General features: G+C 58.4%; 16 protein-coding genes, 1 tRNA gene and 1 pseudogene. 11 read left to right on the plus strand and 7 right to left on the minus strand.

Annotation, left to right across the window (positions count from 1 at the left end; all coding sequences use genetic code 11):
• Nucleotides 1-32: 32 nt before the first annotated feature.
• Nucleotides 33-956 (minus strand): LysR family transcriptional regulator, encoded by a 924-nt coding sequence (locus tag KVH01_RS22460; RefSeq protein WP_217882962.1) that lies wholly within the window; start codon nucleotides 954-956, stop codon nucleotides 33-35.
• A gap of 106 nt (nucleotides 957-1,062) precedes the next feature.
• Between KVH01_RS22460 and KVH01_RS22465 the strand changes: the two genes are divergently transcribed.
• Nucleotides 1,063-1,809: a 3-oxoacyl-ACP reductase family protein gene (locus KVH01_RS22465; RefSeq protein WP_217882963.1), complete on the plus strand. Its 747-nt coding sequence runs from the start codon at nucleotides 1,063-1,065 to the stop codon at nucleotides 1,807-1,809.
• Nucleotides 1,810-1,920: 111 nt separating this feature from the next.
• Here KVH01_RS22465 and KVH01_RS22470 read toward each other — a convergent pair whose 3' ends face one another.
• The gene (locus KVH01_RS22470) at nucleotides 1,921-2,610 is read right to left on the minus strand and encodes an HAD-IA family hydrolase (RefSeq protein WP_043047105.1); all 690 of its coding nucleotides are present in this window, start codon (nucleotides 2,608-2,610) and stop codon (nucleotides 1,921-1,923) included.
• Nucleotides 2,611-2,717: 107 nt separating this feature from the next.
• Here KVH01_RS22470 and KVH01_RS22475 point away from each other — a divergent pair, with 107 nt between their 5' ends.
• The 6 genes and pseudogenes from KVH01_RS22475 to KVH01_RS22500 all read left to right on the plus strand — a co-directional run bounded on the left by KVH01_RS22475 (nucleotide 2,718) and on the right by KVH01_RS22500 (nucleotide 5,697).
• The gene (locus KVH01_RS22475; protein ID WP_217882964.1) at nucleotides 2,718-3,083 is read left to right on the plus strand and encodes a DUF2784 domain-containing protein; all 366 of its coding nucleotides are present in this window, start codon (nucleotides 2,718-2,720) and stop codon (nucleotides 3,081-3,083) included.
• 54 nt (nucleotides 3,084-3,137) lie between these two features.
• Nucleotides 3,138-3,716, plus strand: a complete 579-nt coding sequence (locus KVH01_RS22480; protein WP_124379015.1) for a DUF4337 domain-containing protein — start codon at nucleotides 3,138-3,140, stop codon at nucleotides 3,714-3,716.
• 162 nt (nucleotides 3,717-3,878) lie between these two features.
• Nucleotides 3,879-4,214 (plus strand): hypothetical protein, encoded by a 336-nt coding sequence (locus KVH01_RS22485; RefSeq protein ID WP_003193349.1) that lies wholly within the window; start codon nucleotides 3,879-3,881, stop codon nucleotides 4,212-4,214.
• A 2-nt stretch (nucleotides 4,215-4,216) separates the two neighbouring features.
• Complete coding sequence (locus KVH01_RS22490) at nucleotides 4,217-4,948, plus strand: hypothetical protein (RefSeq protein WP_225924324.1); 732 nt, start codon at nucleotides 4,217-4,219, stop codon at nucleotides 4,946-4,948.
• A gap of 131 nt (nucleotides 4,949-5,079) precedes the next feature.
• Nucleotides 5,080-5,533 (plus strand): annotated as a pseudogene (locus KVH01_RS22495) (thiol-disulfide oxidoreductase DCC family protein).
• Nucleotides 5,530-5,697 carry a hypothetical protein gene (locus KVH01_RS22500; RefSeq protein ID WP_404822085.1) on the plus strand — a complete coding sequence of 56 codons (168 nt, stop codon included), beginning with the start codon at nucleotides 5,530-5,532 and terminating at the stop codon, nucleotides 5,695-5,697. The pseudogene KVH01_RS22495 and the gene KVH01_RS22500 overlap by 4 nt, the downstream one beginning before the upstream one ends.
• Before the next feature lie 50 nt (nucleotides 5,698-5,747).
• On the opposite strand, the gene KVH01_RS22505 is transcribed toward KVH01_RS22500, so the two are convergent.
• Together KVH01_RS22505 and KVH01_RS22510 are read right to left on the minus strand one after the other, a co-directional pair.
• Nucleotides 5,748-6,245: a DUF2269 family protein gene (locus tag KVH01_RS22505; protein ID WP_003193355.1), complete on the minus strand. Its 498-nt coding sequence runs from the start codon at nucleotides 6,243-6,245 to the stop codon at nucleotides 5,748-5,750.
• A gap of 2 nt (nucleotides 6,246-6,247) precedes the next feature.
• Entirely contained in the window at nucleotides 6,248-7,375 is a 1,128-nt protein-coding gene (locus KVH01_RS22510) for a saccharopine dehydrogenase NADP-binding domain-containing protein (protein WP_217882965.1), read from the minus strand.
• A gap of 539 nt (nucleotides 7,376-7,914) precedes the next feature.
• Between KVH01_RS22510 and KVH01_RS22515 the strand changes: the two genes are divergently transcribed.
• Nucleotides 7,915-8,184, plus strand: coding sequence for a short-chain dehydrogenase (locus tag KVH01_RS22515; protein WP_217882966.1), 270 nt, complete (start codon nucleotides 7,915-7,917; stop codon nucleotides 8,182-8,184).
• Nucleotides 8,185-8,269: 85 nt separating this feature from the next.
• Here KVH01_RS22515 and KVH01_RS22520 read toward each other — a convergent pair.
• A tRNA-Ser gene (locus tag KVH01_RS22520) sits at nucleotides 8,270-8,359 on the minus strand.
• Between the two features lie 321 nt (nucleotides 8,360-8,680).
• Here KVH01_RS22520 and KVH01_RS22525 point away from each other — a divergent pair.
• The 3 genes from KVH01_RS22525 (at nucleotide 8,681) to KVH01_RS22535 (ending at nucleotide 11,460) form a co-directional block, all read left to right on the plus strand.
• Entirely contained in the window at nucleotides 8,681-9,373 is a 693-nt protein-coding gene (locus KVH01_RS22525; protein WP_217882967.1) for a crotonase/enoyl-CoA hydratase family protein, read from the plus strand.
• 212 nt (nucleotides 9,374-9,585) lie between these two features.
• A complete protein-coding gene (locus tag KVH01_RS22530) occupies nucleotides 9,586-10,329 on the plus strand; it encodes a 1-acylglycerol-3-phosphate O-acyltransferase (RefSeq protein ID WP_217882968.1) in 744 nt (247 codons plus the stop codon).
• Between the two features lie 159 nt (nucleotides 10,330-10,488).
• Nucleotides 10,489-11,460, plus strand: coding sequence for a magnesium and cobalt transport protein CorA (locus KVH01_RS22535; RefSeq protein ID WP_043047199.1), 972 nt, complete (start codon nucleotides 10,489-10,491; stop codon nucleotides 11,458-11,460).
• Here the strand turns inward: KVH01_RS22535 and KVH01_RS22540 are convergent.
• The gene (locus tag KVH01_RS22540; protein WP_217882969.1) at nucleotides 11,457-12,179 is read right to left on the minus strand and encodes an amidotransferase; all 723 of its coding nucleotides are present in this window, start codon (nucleotides 12,177-12,179) and stop codon (nucleotides 11,457-11,459) included. The genes KVH01_RS22535 and KVH01_RS22540 overlap by 4 nt on opposite strands.
• Before the next feature lie 206 nt (nucleotides 12,180-12,385).
• The gene (locus KVH01_RS22545; RefSeq protein WP_217882970.1) at nucleotides 12,386-14,530 is read right to left on the minus strand and encodes a 3-hydroxyacyl-CoA dehydrogenase NAD-binding domain-containing protein; all 2,145 of its coding nucleotides are present in this window, start codon (nucleotides 14,528-14,530) and stop codon (nucleotides 12,386-12,388) included.
• Nucleotides 14,531-14,540 lie beyond the last annotated feature (10 nt).

Below are 14,540 nucleotides of genomic sequence, written 5' to 3' on the forward strand. Positions count from 1 at the left end.
GCCCCCTCCCACATTTTGATCACTACAAGGTGTTAGATGGCACTGAATCTTTGGCCTAACTGCTGCTCGACAAACTGCTCAATGATGAAATCCACAAACGCCCGGGTCTTGCCGGGCAACAGTTTGTGTTCGGCGTAGTAGATGGAAATATTGCCGTCGTTCACATACCAATCCGGCAACACCCGCAGCAACTTGCCACTTGTCAGCCAGGGTACGGCAAACGGCATGCTCACCAGTGCAACGCCCAGTCCCTGGTGGGCGGCGATGCAGGCGGCTTGGGAGTCGCTCATGGTCATGCGCGGCTTGAGGTTCAACGGGCCGAGCTCGCCATTGCGATGAGTCAGTTGCCAGGAGCGCACACGACCGGTTTGCGGTGAGCGAATCAGGATGCCGTCGCAGCGCTCCAAGTCCTCGGGCTGTAACACCGCCGGCCGTGCTGCCAGGTAATCGGGGGATGCCACCAACACCCGATGCGCTGGCGCCAGTTTGCGCGCCACCACGCCCAGGGGAAGCTCGAACCCGCCGCCAAGTGCCGCGTCGAAGCCTTGGCCAATCAGGTCGACCTGGCGATTGTCGAAATGCCAGTCCGGAATGATATCGGGATAACGTTTCAGGAATTCACCCAGCAGCGGCACGATATACAAGCAGCCGACTACCGTGCCCATACTGACCTTGAGCGTGCCCACCGGCCGCCCTTCGGCGCTGGCCAGGTTGGCTACGGCATTCTGGATGGTGGTGAGGCTGGAGCTGACCTCGTCCAGGAACAGCTTGCCGGCTTCGGTCAGGGCGAGACGTCGGGTACTGCGTTGGAACAACCGCACGCCCAGGCGCGCTTCCAGTTTGGCAACGCTTTTACCCACCGCTGCCGGGGTCAGGCTCAGGTGCCGGGCGGCCTCGGCAAAACTGCCGCCCTCGGCGCTGCGTACAAAGCATTCGATACTGCCAAAGCTCTCCATATCGCCCCACTCTAAACTTTTGGTTTACACAGACTATAGCAATCGCGGTCTACCGGCTTGGATGGGTGAGGTCGATACTCGGCCCATCAACTACTCGGAGATCGACATGACCACACAAAACCTCGTCGGCAAAGTCGCCCTGATCCAAGGCGGTTCCCGCGGCATCGGCGCCGCCATTGTCAAGCGCCTCGCCGCCCAGGGGGCAGCGGTTGCCTTTACCTACGTCAGCTCGGCCGCCAAGGCTGAAACACTGCAGAACGAGGTGATCAGCGCAGGGGGTCAGGCTCTGGCGATTCACGCCGACAGCGCCGATGCCACGGCGATTCGCGCTGCGGTCAACGCCACGGTCGAGGCGTTTGGACGCCTGGATATCCTGGTGAATAACGCTGGCGTGCTGGCCATCGCGCCGCTGGAAGAATTCAAGCTGGAAGACTTCGACCAGACCTTGGCGATCAATGTGCGCAGCGTATTTATCGCCACCCAGGAAGCGGCCAAGCATATGGGCGAAGGTGGCCGGGTGATCAATATCGGCAGCACCAACGCCGAACGCATGCCCTTTGGCGGTGGCGGGCCCTACGCCATGAGCAAGGCGGCGCTGGTGGGGTTGACCAAGGGATTGGCGCGGGACCTGGGGCCACGGGGCATCACCATCAACAACGTGCAGCCTGGGCCGGTGGACACCGACATGAACCCGGCGAACAGTGATTTTGCCGAAAGCCTGATCGGGTTGATGGCGGTAGGTCGGTATGGGCATGTGGAGGAGATTGCCAGTTTTGTGGCCTATCTGGCAGGGCCGGAAGCCGGGTACATCACCGGTGCCAGCCTGACCATCGATGGTGGCTTCAGCACATAACCCAATGTGGGAGGGGGCTTGCTCCCGATAGCGGTGGGTCAGATACAGATCAGCTGACTGACACACTGCCATCGGGAGCAAGCCCCCTCCCACATTTTGCCCTATGTTGAATCAGGCCATGGGTGGCAAGCCATAGGCCGCCAAATCGAAATCCGCGAGCTTGCGGATGATCTGGTCAGCATGCTGGTACTTGCTGTCCGCCATCGCCTCATCGGGCACAGCAATGGCAGTCATATGGGCGGCCTTCGCGGCGGTCACGCCGAACGGCGAGTCTTCGAACACCAGACAATCCTCTGGCGCCACACCCAGACGGCGCGCGGCAGTCAGGAAGATATCCGGCGCAGGCTTCGCAGCGCCCACCTCCGGATCGTCCGCAGTAACGATAGTGTCGAACAGGCCAAACCATTCACGGTGCAGGGTGGTCTTGTGGCCAAACGAATTACGCGATGAACTGGTGCCCACGGCAATCGGAATATTGTGCGCCTTCAAGTGCCGCACCAACGCCTCGGCGCCGGGCATGCCCAGGGCTTTGGGAAAGCGCTCGCTCATCAGCGGTTCGCGTATTTCCAGAAACTCGGCGGGTGTGATCGGCAAGTCCAGCGCCTTGACCACGTAATCGGCCAGGTCCTGGGCACCACGCCCAATGATGTGCTGCTTGATCCCCCAGTCATAGGTACGGCCGTAGCGCTCGGCAATGATCTGCGTGACTTCGGTGTAGATGCCTTCGGTATCCAGCAACAACCCATCCATATCGAAAATTACGGCCTTGATTGGACCGACTGCTGTACGCGGTGCATTCATCACAACAAAACCCTGGGGTAAGACTAAAAGGATTCAGCACAATAACGGCCACGCTTGCCAGCGAGCAACCCTTTAAACAGTCCACCCCTCCTTTCGAAGTACCCACAATGTTCTACCGACTAGCCGCCGACGGCCTCGTGCTGTTTCACCTGAGCTTTATCCTGTTCGTGCTGTTCGGCGGCCTGCTCACCCTGAAGTGGCCCCGGGTAATGTGGCTGCACCTGCCCGCCGTTGCCTGGGGCATCGCGGTGGAAGTGCTGCACCTGCCCTGCCCGCTCACGCGTTGGGAAAACCTGTTGCGCCACCTGGCCGGGCAAGACGGTTATGGCGGCGGGTTTATCGAACACTACATACTGACGCTGATCTACCCGGCTGGCCTGACCGCGAATATTCAGCTGGCGCTGGGAGCCGTGGTGGTGTTGGTTAACCTGGCGGTGTACGGGCGGGTTATCCGACGTTACGTACAGGCTTGAGACAGCTGCGCTGGTGAAGAATCAGCCCTCCTCAATCCGTTCGCAGACGCCGCCATGTCCGAAGCCTTCGAAGTCCCCAGCCCCCACGAAAAACACCTAGAACACACCACCGAACATGCCCACGGTCGCGGCGACACCTTCGCCAGCCGCATCGCCGTGATGACCGCCATCATGGCCACCGTCGGCGCCATGCTCAGCTACCAGGCGGGCTCCAGCGAAAGCACAGCTGCGATGGACAAGAACAACGCCGCCATCATCAAGACCGAAGCCGCCAACCAATGGAACTACTACCAAGCCAAATCCAGCCGCCAGAACCTGGCGGAGCTGGCCACCCATATTCCCGGCGTGGATGCGGCGCACTACACGGATGAGATCGAGCGCTACAAAAAGCAGAAGGAAGACGTGCGCAAGCAAGCCGAGAAGCTGGAGGCTACCTCACGGCAATGGGATCAGAAATCCGAGCAGGCACTGCACCAGCACCATCGCTGGGCCCAGGCGATGACAGCGATTCAGATCGCGATTTCGTTGGCGGCGATCACCTTGCTCACCCGTAAGGAGTGGCTCAAACGCATGTCGTATACGGCCGGCGCAGTGGCTGTGGTGCTGGGCAGCCTGGCATCGCTGCATCTCTGACCCAACGCGGGCAAATGTGGGAGGGAACTTGCTCCCGATGGCGGCCTGACAGTCGCCACCTACACATGAAACCTTGGCCGATTGATTTCAATCTGCCTGCTGAGCGCTTAGAGTGTCGCCCCTCGAGAATTGAGTCTCGAGATTGAGTCCATGGAGTTACAAGTGAAATACGTCAGTAAAGTAGTTGCAGCAGCCGTTCTCGGTTTCACCCTGGCAGGTTGCACCGGCACCGCCATGAAAACCCAGCAATACGACGCCAGCCAATACACCGTCCTCGGCCACAGCGAAGCCAGCGCCACCGGCATCATGCTGCTGGGCGTTATCCCGATCGGCCAGAACAACCGTTTCGTACGCGCCCAGGATGCAGCCATCAAAGCCAAGGGCGGCGATGCGCTGATCAACACCCAAGTGCAGGAAAAGTGGTTCTGGGCCTGGGTACTGAACGGCTACACCACCAAGATTTCCGGTGATGTGATCAAGTTGAAAACCGCGCAATAAGTATGAAAAAGCCGCTTGATCTCGGTATGAGACAGCGGCTTTTTAGCGCCAGTGATAAGCGGATGTGCTACGTCGAGAGCAGCCGATTAAAGGAAGCAGTCATGCGAATATTGTTTGTATCACTCTTCAGTTTTTTTATAACGGCGTGTTCAAGCAGTCCAGCAACGCTGTTTATAGACCAAGTCAAAAACAGCCAGACGCCTTTGGCTCTCACACCGGTGGAAGCCCTGCATATTTCGCAGGCAGTACCCATGCCTGTCGACCCCGGTTGGCGACCACCTCAATGGAAAATTACCGCCGCAGAACCTCGTATCCTGATCAATGGAACGCCCTCTAATTATCGAGTGTTCAGCACTACCCTGGTTAAAGATAAAGTCTTCCATATCAACGTTAACTCTTGGTGCGTCAACGCCTGCTTAGGATTCAGCAAATACGCTTTGAACCCGTATTTAATCCTCATGGATGCCCAGGGTAATGTGCAAGGCGAAGGCTTTGGCAAGGCGACCGGCATAGTCGGAGTCATCAACCAAGCCTTGACCGGTACAGTGAAAAACAGCGGTACTTATTACCTCATCGTCGCCGCAGATAATCGGGCACCGGGAGAGACCATTGTTATCGACAACGTCCTGCTGATCGGCGCTGCAGCTAGCCCGATAACGCCTTTGCGTATTGGCATGAACAGTTACCCATTTGGCTCAGTCGGACCGTTTCTGAGTACCGAAGAGTCGCCTTGAAGCGGTGACAGATCTGCCTTCGAATCATCGGCGCGCCCCCTGAAGCCCATTGGGGTAGCTAACCCCAAACAGCACAGTGTGGGCGAAGGCAGGTATGATCAGACTAACCCGGCCCGACTGGACCCATACACATGCCTGCCTCCGACCCCCGCCCTCCCCCCGCGCCATTCCTCAAGCCCGGTGAAACCGTGGTGTTGTTCGACGGGGTGTGCAAGCTGTGTAGCGGTTGGGCAAGGTTTCTGATCCGCCACGACCACCAACGGTGCTTGCGATTAGCCGCCGTGCAGTCACCCGAGGGCCAGGCGCTGCTGGCGTGGGCGGGGTTGCCACTGGAGCAGTTCGACAACCCTCGCAGTGATCCGCGATCGGCACTGTTGGGAGCGCTCGGAGGCGGTGTTGCAAATCATTGCGCAACTGCCTGCCCGCTGGTGCCCAGTGCTGCTCCTGCGCGGCATCCCGCGCTTTCTTCGGGATTGGGCTTACGACCGCGTCGCGCGCAATCGCTATTGGCTGTTCGGGAAATACGATACCTGCCTGTTGCCGAACGCGGATCATGAACAGCGCTTTTTAAAGGATCAGCCATGAATCCCCTGTTGCGCATCAACTGGATCGCCCGGGGCGGCCTGGCTTTCATGTTTGCCTATCATGGGCTGGTGCCGAAGCTGCTGTGGCTAAGCCAGGGTGAGCGGGCAATGATCCAGGCGCACGGGATCGAGCAGGTGCAGTTGTTCGCCAATACCAAGCCCTGAACGGCACTTATTTCAGCCCGAGTGCCTCAAGTGCACGGCCAGCGCTGATGTCAGCCATACAGCAACAGCCCAATCAACTGCCATGGCGTCATCTTCGTAACCATGATCAGCACGATCACAAACATCCCAGAGAAACCCAAAACGCCCATCCAGAACCATTGCCTATAGACGCCGCGGTATCCATCACCAAGCGCCCTGCCCGTCTCAACCGCACTGAGCGCCATCTGCTGCAAACGCTTCTGCAGCACCAGCACCGGCAGCCAAAGAGCCCCCACACACAGGAAGATGATCAGCGAAGTCAGCACCCATTCGGTGGTCAACCCAAGTCCGGCAAGCTTGATCAACACAAAGCCGGTAATGATCTGAATGACGCCCGCCGGCGTAGTGATCCAGGTATCGAACTGCACCACCATCCGCGCCACATGGGCAATCACTTGCGGGTTGGCCGTACGGCTCGCGGCGATCAGATACAGATACGAGCCCATGCCGAAGCCAAACAGGAAAATCGCCGCGATGATGTGGATGTATTTCAGGCTCAGATAGAGCATGGTCAGCCCTGCCCGTCAGAGAAATGCACGGCCAGGCTAAGGTTCGCCGGGTCGTTGATGGCGGCCATGTATTCGTCGACGGTGATTTCGCCAACGCACGGCCGCGCACCGGGTTCAGGCACATAGCCTTGGGCGACTTTGAGGGCCAGAGCAACGGCGGCGCAGCTGGGGATTTCCGGGCCTTTATCATTCAGCGCCGTCAGTTGCACCGCCAGGGACAGCGGTTGCCCTTCTGCACCGAGGCCTTTCACGTCGATGTACATCGCGCTTTTGCCATCGCCAAAGCGCTCGAACCAAGTACCCAGCCGATGAAGCCGCGCAGCCCAGGCAAGATGGTCACGCACGACGCCCCACCGCAGCGCCTGGGCCAGCAGATAGTTGGCGACACCGCCAAGCTTGAGCCCCGCACCAGCCTTGAAGCTCAGGGTGTGGGCACCATAGCGGCCAGCAAAGATGTCCATATCGGGCACATCCACATTCGCCAACACCCGCGTGCCAAGCTCAGGCATTTTGCGCAGCGCCAGGTCCTGCCAGCCCAGCACTTCATGCACCTGGCCATGCCTGAGCTGCTTGATTGGTTTGCCCGCGTAAGCCAGCACACCTTCGACGGTGGACAGGCCCGGCATCTTGGCCGAGGAGGAAATACCGTGCTCGATCGAGTCGATACGGGTGAAGCGATAGCGATACTGATCGATGATGGCGGACGACAGCGTCGGCACGGAGCTGCACCCGCTAAGGATCGCCACGCCTGCCTGCCGTGCTTGTGCATCCAGCACGCTCACGCCGTTGACGAAGGTGCGGCAGTCGGACAAGTCGCAGTAGTTCACTCCAGCGTCGATGCAACTCTGGGCGACAGCATAGGACTGCCCCTGGAACGGGCCGCCGGTGTGGATCACCCACTTGATGTTCATCGAACGCAAAACGGAGGCGAACCCGGCTCCCATGGCATCGCCGCACCAGCCTTCGCAGAGGGTGCCCGATTGGTTTTTCAGCTCATCCAACTTGCGCTGCAGCTTGTGTGGGTCGCGGCCAGAGATCACCACCTCAATACCCGGCGCCAATACTAGATGACGACAAACGATACTGCCGAAATTGCCGTAGCCACCAACTACCATCACCCTGAGAGTCATTCCATTCTTCCCTAAACAATCGATCATGCGCTGAGCCTGAGGAAAACTGGCGGCTGAGTCGGCTAAAGATACCCGATTTGTTCAGCTGCTTGAGCCTGGATCAACTGGGAGCCTCGAGGAAACGGCTACGGTTGTGAGTCAATGCAACGGGTCATGATCACACCACCCGTCGCCAGAGTAGGTTCGAGCTACATTTGCGCCTTCAATCGCACAGGGGTTGGTGGCTTTGGGCAACGTCCTACACATTACTCAGAAGCGACAGGCTGCCGTTTTAAAACCTCAATGCCTATAGTCTTCTGGTCGCCCATATGGCGACCGGGTTTGGCGACTCGACTATAAGATGGCAAAAGCCTCCCGGCTGATTTGCGGGATGCCCCTGCACGCAATAAGCTGCTCAATGGTAGCTGTGCGTGGGAGACCCTCGGGTCTGCCGGTCTTTGTCCGTTCTTATGCCGGTTCGCCAACCTGCGTACAGTTGCCACCTTTTGTTTGGCGACAAATAGGTGGCTTCTCCCCCTCCAAGCGAACGGACTTTACGCATGAACCAATACATAGCACTTACCAGCAACGACAGCGCCACACCTGCCCTTTTTGTCGATACCACCGTGCCATTGGAAATACTCCTCGACGCCGCGACCTATCGACTTCGTGCCGTTACACAAGTCCTTGAGAACCTTGCTCTACGTAGTGAAATCAGTAGTGACGCGGTTGTACTCAGTGATTTTGCGTTGCTTTGTTCAATCCCTTTGCGCGACGGCTGCGATTTGCTGGACGTCATAGGAAGGCGAATGGATATGCCAAGCGCGTGACCTGATAAAGCTGGACTTTTCAAACCCCATAAATCACAAAACCCCTGGTTTCTCTCGAAACCAGGGGTTTTGTTTACATCGAATTTGGCGGTGAAGGAGAGATTCGAACTCTCGATACAATTTCTTGTATACACACTTTCCAGGCGTGCTCCTTAAGCCACTCGGACACTTCACCGTATCTCGTCAAACCAGTTCAGTCTGTCGAGGCGCGCTAATGTAGTCGAAAGCCTTTCTGATGGCAAAGGTTTTTTTCAGAATTTTCATGCGGTTAGACAGTTATGCCGTGGCGCGCCCGGTAACCGGCGGTGTTTCTGCCATTCTTGGGCAGGCCCAGCACCGGTTTAGCGGGACTGCTGCGCTGTACTGCGGGGCGTCTACCCTTGGGCATAGGGGAAAAGCCTGACCGGGTAGTCAGTCACAGCGCTTTACCCGGGAAGGCTTGGTGGGTAACGTCTGCTGCATTCTCTCTATAACAAGCCCTACAAGGAACCGCGTCATGAGTGAGTTGATTGCCTACCATTTCGAAGACGGTATCGCGACCCTGACCTTGAGCAACGGCAAGGTCAATGCCATTTCTCCGGCGGTGGTCAGCGAATTCAATGCTGCGCTGGATCAGGCAGAGAAGGATCGGGCGGTGGTGATCATCACGGGCACGCCGGGGATTTTGTCAGGTGGTTATGATTTGAAGGTGATGACGGCCGGCCCTAAAGAAGCGATCAGCCTGGTGACGTCGGGCTCGACCCTGGCGCGGCGTTTGTTGGCGCATCCGTTCCCGGTGATCGTGGCGTGCTCTGGACATGCGGTGGCCAAGGGCGCGTTTTTATTGTTGTCGGCGGATTATCGCATTGGCGTGGAAGGCCCGTTCAGCATTGGCCTGAATGAAGTGGCAATCGGCATGACCATGCACCATGCGGGTATCGAGCTGGCGCGGGATCGTCTGCGCAAGTCGGCATTTCATCGGTCAGTGATCAATGCCGAGATGTTTGATCCGCAAGGCGCACTGCAAGCAGGCTTCCTCGATAAGGTCGTGGCACCGGAAGAATTGCACGCGGCAGCCCTGGAGGCGGCGCGGCAGTTGAAGAAGATCAATATGAACGCTCACAAGCACACCAAGTTAAAAGTGCGCCGGGCGCTGCTGGAGGCTCTGGACGAAGCAATCATCCAGGATCAAGGCCATCACCTGAGTTAACTCCTACACCTGCTTTATCACAGCCCGATCTAGTATCGGGCTTTTTCTTACAAATAAACCCGAGACATCTATAGCCGCTCTGGGCAGCCGTTACTGGCGTGCGTAGAAACATGCGCTTAAACATCGCCTATCTCCTACATATGTAGGGGCAATTGCCGAATACAGTGCACATCCGTACACTGCGCCACCTTTTGTCCCGATGGGCCGTTTCGATGCTTTTTCTGTTACGTATGCTGTTGATGGGCCTGCACTTTATGATCGCCGGGGTATTGGGCGTGCTTATAGGCGTATGTCGGCCATTCAATCCGGACAACAGCCGCCTCTGTGCCCGTCTTTACGCATTACCGGCCATGTGGATTTTGCGCCTGAAGTTGAAGACAGATGTCGACTCGCTGCGCAACAAGTCCGGTACCTGTGTGGTGATCGCCAACCATCAGTCCAACTATGACCTGTTTGTACTTGGCAATGTAGTGCCGCACCGCACCGTATGCATCGCCAAGAAAAGCCTGAAATGGGTGCCGCTGTTCGGCCAGTTGTTCTGGCTGGCGGGCAATGTGTTGATCGACCGCGGCAATGCACACAAGGCGCGGCGTGCCATGCTTACCACCACCCATACGTTGCAGCATGAGGATACCTCGATCTGGGTGTTCCCTGAAGGCACGCGCAACCTGGGCAAAGGGTTGTTGCCGTTCAAAAAAGGCGCTTTCCATATGGCAATTGCGGCCGGCGTGCCGATCGTGCCGGTGTGTGTCAGCACTTATGCGAAGCAGATGAAGCTCAATCGCTGGGACAGTGGGGATGTGCTCATACGTTCATTGCCGCCGATTCCTACGATTGGCCTGACAGTGGATGATATCCCTCAGTTGATGCTGGCCTGCCAGACACAGATGGATGAGTGCATTGCCCAGATGGACCGTGAACTTGTAGGAGCGAGCTTGCTCGCGAAAAACCTATAAGCGACGCGGGTCACCTGTGGGCGCTGCGTTATCGTTGACGATTTTCGCGAGCAAGCTCGCTCCTACAGGGGGATAGGGCAACATCAGCCCGCAACAACGGAACGCCATTCAGGCTAAGCTGCCCAACATCTGTCCTCTTGATAAGAAGTGATCAGCACCATGGGTAGAGTTGTTGCGGCCGCCGTCTACAGCGCCGGAAAGAAAGTCTCGGATATCACCCTCGATGAAGGCGCGGCCTGGGCCGCCAAACCCGGACACTTCGTGTGGATCGGCCTGGAAGAGCCCAGCGCCCAGGAGCTGAACAATCTGCAACGCCAGTTCAACCTGCACGAACTGGCCATCGAAGACGCCATGGAAAAGCACAGCCGCCCGAAGCTGGAAACCTTCGGCGACGCGCTGTTTATCGTCACCTACTCACCGGTGCGCGAGAACGGCAAACTGGAGTTTATCGAAACCCATATCTTTGCCGGCAACGGCTACATCATCACCGCACGCAATGGTCATTCGGCGTCCTACGGTTTTGTGCGCCAACGTTGTGAAGCGCGGCCACTGCTGCTGGAGCATGGGGAAGATTTCGTACTCTATGCACTGCTGGATTTCGTCACCGAAAACTACCAGCCGGTGAGCGAGGCGATCCATGCGGAGATTGATGAGCTGGAGCGCAACGTACTGTGCAGCTCGCTGAGCGAGGGCGATATCCAGAACCTGCACGGCCTGCGCCGCGACGTGCTGCGGCTCAAGCGCTATGTCGCGCCGATGGTGGAGATCAGCCAGGAGCTGCAGAAGCTGAGCTTTCCGTTTATCGACAAGAACATGCGCCCCTACTTTCGCGACGTGCAGATCCACGTGACGCGGCAGATGGAAGACCTCACCACCCTGCGTGATATCGCCAGCCAGACCATCGAGATCGGTGTGTTGCTGGAGGCCTCGCGCCAGAGCGTAGTACAGCGCAAGTTCGCCGCGTGGGCGGCGATCCTGGCCTTCCCCACGGCAGTGGCGGGGATTTATGGGATGAACTTTCAGAACATGCCCGAGCTGCAGTGGCACTACGGCTATTTTGCGGTGCTCGGGTTTATTGCGCTGGGCTGCACAGGTTTATGGGCCAGCTTCAAGCGTTCGGGCTGGCTTTAGCTGGCGTCCGGCTTGTGGGCGACAAAACGCATCATCCACTCCGCCACGGTTGCGCCGTGGTGGTCGCGTTCCAGGCTGGCAACGCCGTTGGTGTAAACCTTTTCCCCAAGGGTTGTCTGAAGAATCTCCAACAACTCGCGGGAATAGTCCTGGACAAATTCAGGGTGCCCCTGGAAGCACAACACCTGGTCACCGATGTGATAAGCGGCAATCGGGCAAAACTCACTGGAGGCAATGACCGTGGCATTTTCCGGCAAGGTCGTGACCTGGTCCTGGTGACTGATCAATAGCGTCAGCTCCGGCACCTCGGGGCTCATCCATGGGGCCTTGGCATCCAGTTTGTAGTCATGGATGCCCATGCCCCAGCCCTGGCTCGCGCGCTCAGTCTTGCCGCCGAGCAGCAATGCCAGGAGTTGATGGCCGAAGCAGATACCCAACAGCTTGTCACCGCGCTCGTAGCGCTCGAGCACATAGGTCTTGAGGGTCTGGATCCAAGGGTCAGTGCCGAACGAGTCGGCCTTGCTGCCGGTGATCAAGTACGCGTCAAACACTTCGTCATCCGGTGGGTATTCGCCCTGCACCACGTTGTAGACGACAAATTCGGCGGCAATCGGTTGCTTGGCGAACAGGCGCTTGAACATCTGCCCGTAACCTTGGTACTGATCGATCAAGCCTGGACGCAGGATATCGGTTTCCAGGATGCAGACGCGTAGCGACATAAAAAATACCTGACACGGCGATGGGAATATTGCACACCCCAGAGCCTGCCTTGAAATACACCCTCAAAGCAAGCCCCCAATGGGCGCCCACACTCCCTGTAGGAGCGAGCTTGCTCGCGAAGAACGTACGGGCAACGCGTTTATTTAGGATACCCGCGTTACCGTTGACGTTTTTCGCGAGCAAGCTCGCTCCTACAGTAAGACGACTAAAACAGCGCGCCTTTTGCGGCTTTCTCCAGCAACAACGCCGGTGGCGAGAAGCGCTCCCCGTACTCCTCGGCCAGGTAGCGGGCGCGGGCGATGAAGTCGTTCAGCCCGTACTGGTTGATAAACTGCAACGCCCCGCCACTCCATGCGGCAAAGCCGATGCCGAAGATTGAACCGACGTTGGCATCCGCCGTGGACATCAACACGCCCTCCTCCACGCAGCGTACGGTTTCGATGGCTTGGATAAACAGCAAGCGGTCACGCACGTCCTGGGGTGAGATTTGCTTTCCGGGCTGTTCAAAGCGGGTTTTGAGCTCAGGCCACAGGTGCTTCTGGCCGCTAGCGGGATAGTCGTAAAAACCAGCGCCTGCCGCCTTGCCCGTGCGCTTGTATTCGTTCACCAACAGATCGATCACCGCCGTTGCCGGATGGTTCGGCATGGCCTTGCCTTCGGCCTGCAGGTCCTTGGTGGTTTGCTGTCGGATATGGCTCATCAGGCTGAGGGAGACTTCATCGGACACCGCCAGCGGCCCCACCGGCATGCCGGCCTTGCGCGCTTCGGTTTCGATCATCGGCGCGGCCACGCCTTCGCCGAGCATGGCGATGCCTTCGTTGGTGAACGTGCCAAACACCCGCGAAGTAAAGAAGCCGCGACTGTCGTTGACCACAATCGGGGTTTTCTTGATTTGCAGGACGAAGTCAAACCCTCGGGCCAGGGTTTCGTCGCTGGTGTGGGCACCCTTGATGATTTCCACCAGGGGCATCTTGTCCACGGGACTGAAAAAGTGCAGGCCGATAAACCTGGCTTGATCGGGGACTGCCGTGGCGAGCCCGCTGATCGGCAAGGTGGAGGTGTTGGAGGCGATCACTGCGTCGGCACCGACCACGCTTTGTGCGGCGGCCGAGACCCTGGCCTTGAGCTCGCGGTCTTCGAACACCGCCTCGATGATCAGGTCGCAGCCGGCCAGATCGGCATCATCCTGCGTCGGATGAATGCGCGCCAGGGTGGTTTCCCGCTGTTCGGCGGTCAATTGCCCACGGCTGACCTTCTTGTCCAGCAACGCTGCCGAGTGCGCCTTGCCTTTCTCGGCGGCGGCGAGGTTGATGTCCTTGAGCACCACGTCGATGCCCGCACAAGCGCTGACATACGCAATGCCGGCGCCCATCATCCCGGCCCCGAGCACACCGACCTTGTGTGTGACGTAAGGGGCAAAACCCTGGGGCCGCGAGCTGCCGGCGTTGATTTCATTGAGCTGGAACCAGAAGGTGCCGATCATGTTTTTCGCCACCTGCCCGGTCACCAGTTCGGTGAAATAGCGGGTTTCGATCAGGTGTGCGGTGTCGAAATCCACCTGGGCGCCTTCAACGGCCGCGCAGAGGATTTTCTCCGGCGCCGGGAAGCAGCCATTGGTTTTGCTGCGCAAAATCGATGGGGCAATGGCGAGCATCTGCGCGACTTTGGGATTTGACGGTGTACCACCTGGGATCTGATACGCCTTGTTGTCCCACGGTTGCCTGGCCTCAGGATTAGCGAGAATCCAGGCCCGTGACTTGCTCAGCAATTCATCACGATCCGCCGCCAGCTCGCCAATCAAACCGGCTTGCAGGGCCTGGGCGGGTCGGACTTTTTTACCCTCGAGCAAGTACGGCAGGGCTTTTTCCAGGCCCAGCATGCGCACCATACGCACGACCCCGCCACCGCCCGGCAGCAGGCCAAGGGTGACTTCCGGCAGGCCGAGCTGAACGGCTTTGTCGTCCAGCGCGACCCGATGATGGCAGGCCAGGCAGATCTCCCAGCCGCCGCCCAAGGCCGCGCCATTGATCGCAGCCACCACTGGCTTGCCGAGGGTTTCCAGGCGCCGCAACTGCGCTTTCAACACCAGCACGCTGTCGTAGAAATCTTTGCCGTGGGCTTTATTGACCTTGATCAGCTCATTGAGGTCGCCACCGGCAAAAAAGGTTTTCTTTGCCGAGGTAATCACCACCCCGGCGATCTCGTTCTTTTCCGCTTCCAGGCGCGTGAGGGTGGCCGCCATGGCTTGGCGGTAGGCGGCGTTCATGGTGTTGGCGCTCTGGCCGGGCATGTCGAGGGTCAGCACCACGATCTGGTCCTGGCCTTTTTCGTAACGAATGGCATCGGTCATGACAGATTCC

This window comes from Pseudomonas khavaziana, assembly GCF_019145205.1.
Taxonomy (GTDB): domain Bacteria; phylum Pseudomonadota; class Gammaproteobacteria; order Pseudomonadales; family Pseudomonadaceae; genus Aquipseudomonas; species Aquipseudomonas khavaziana.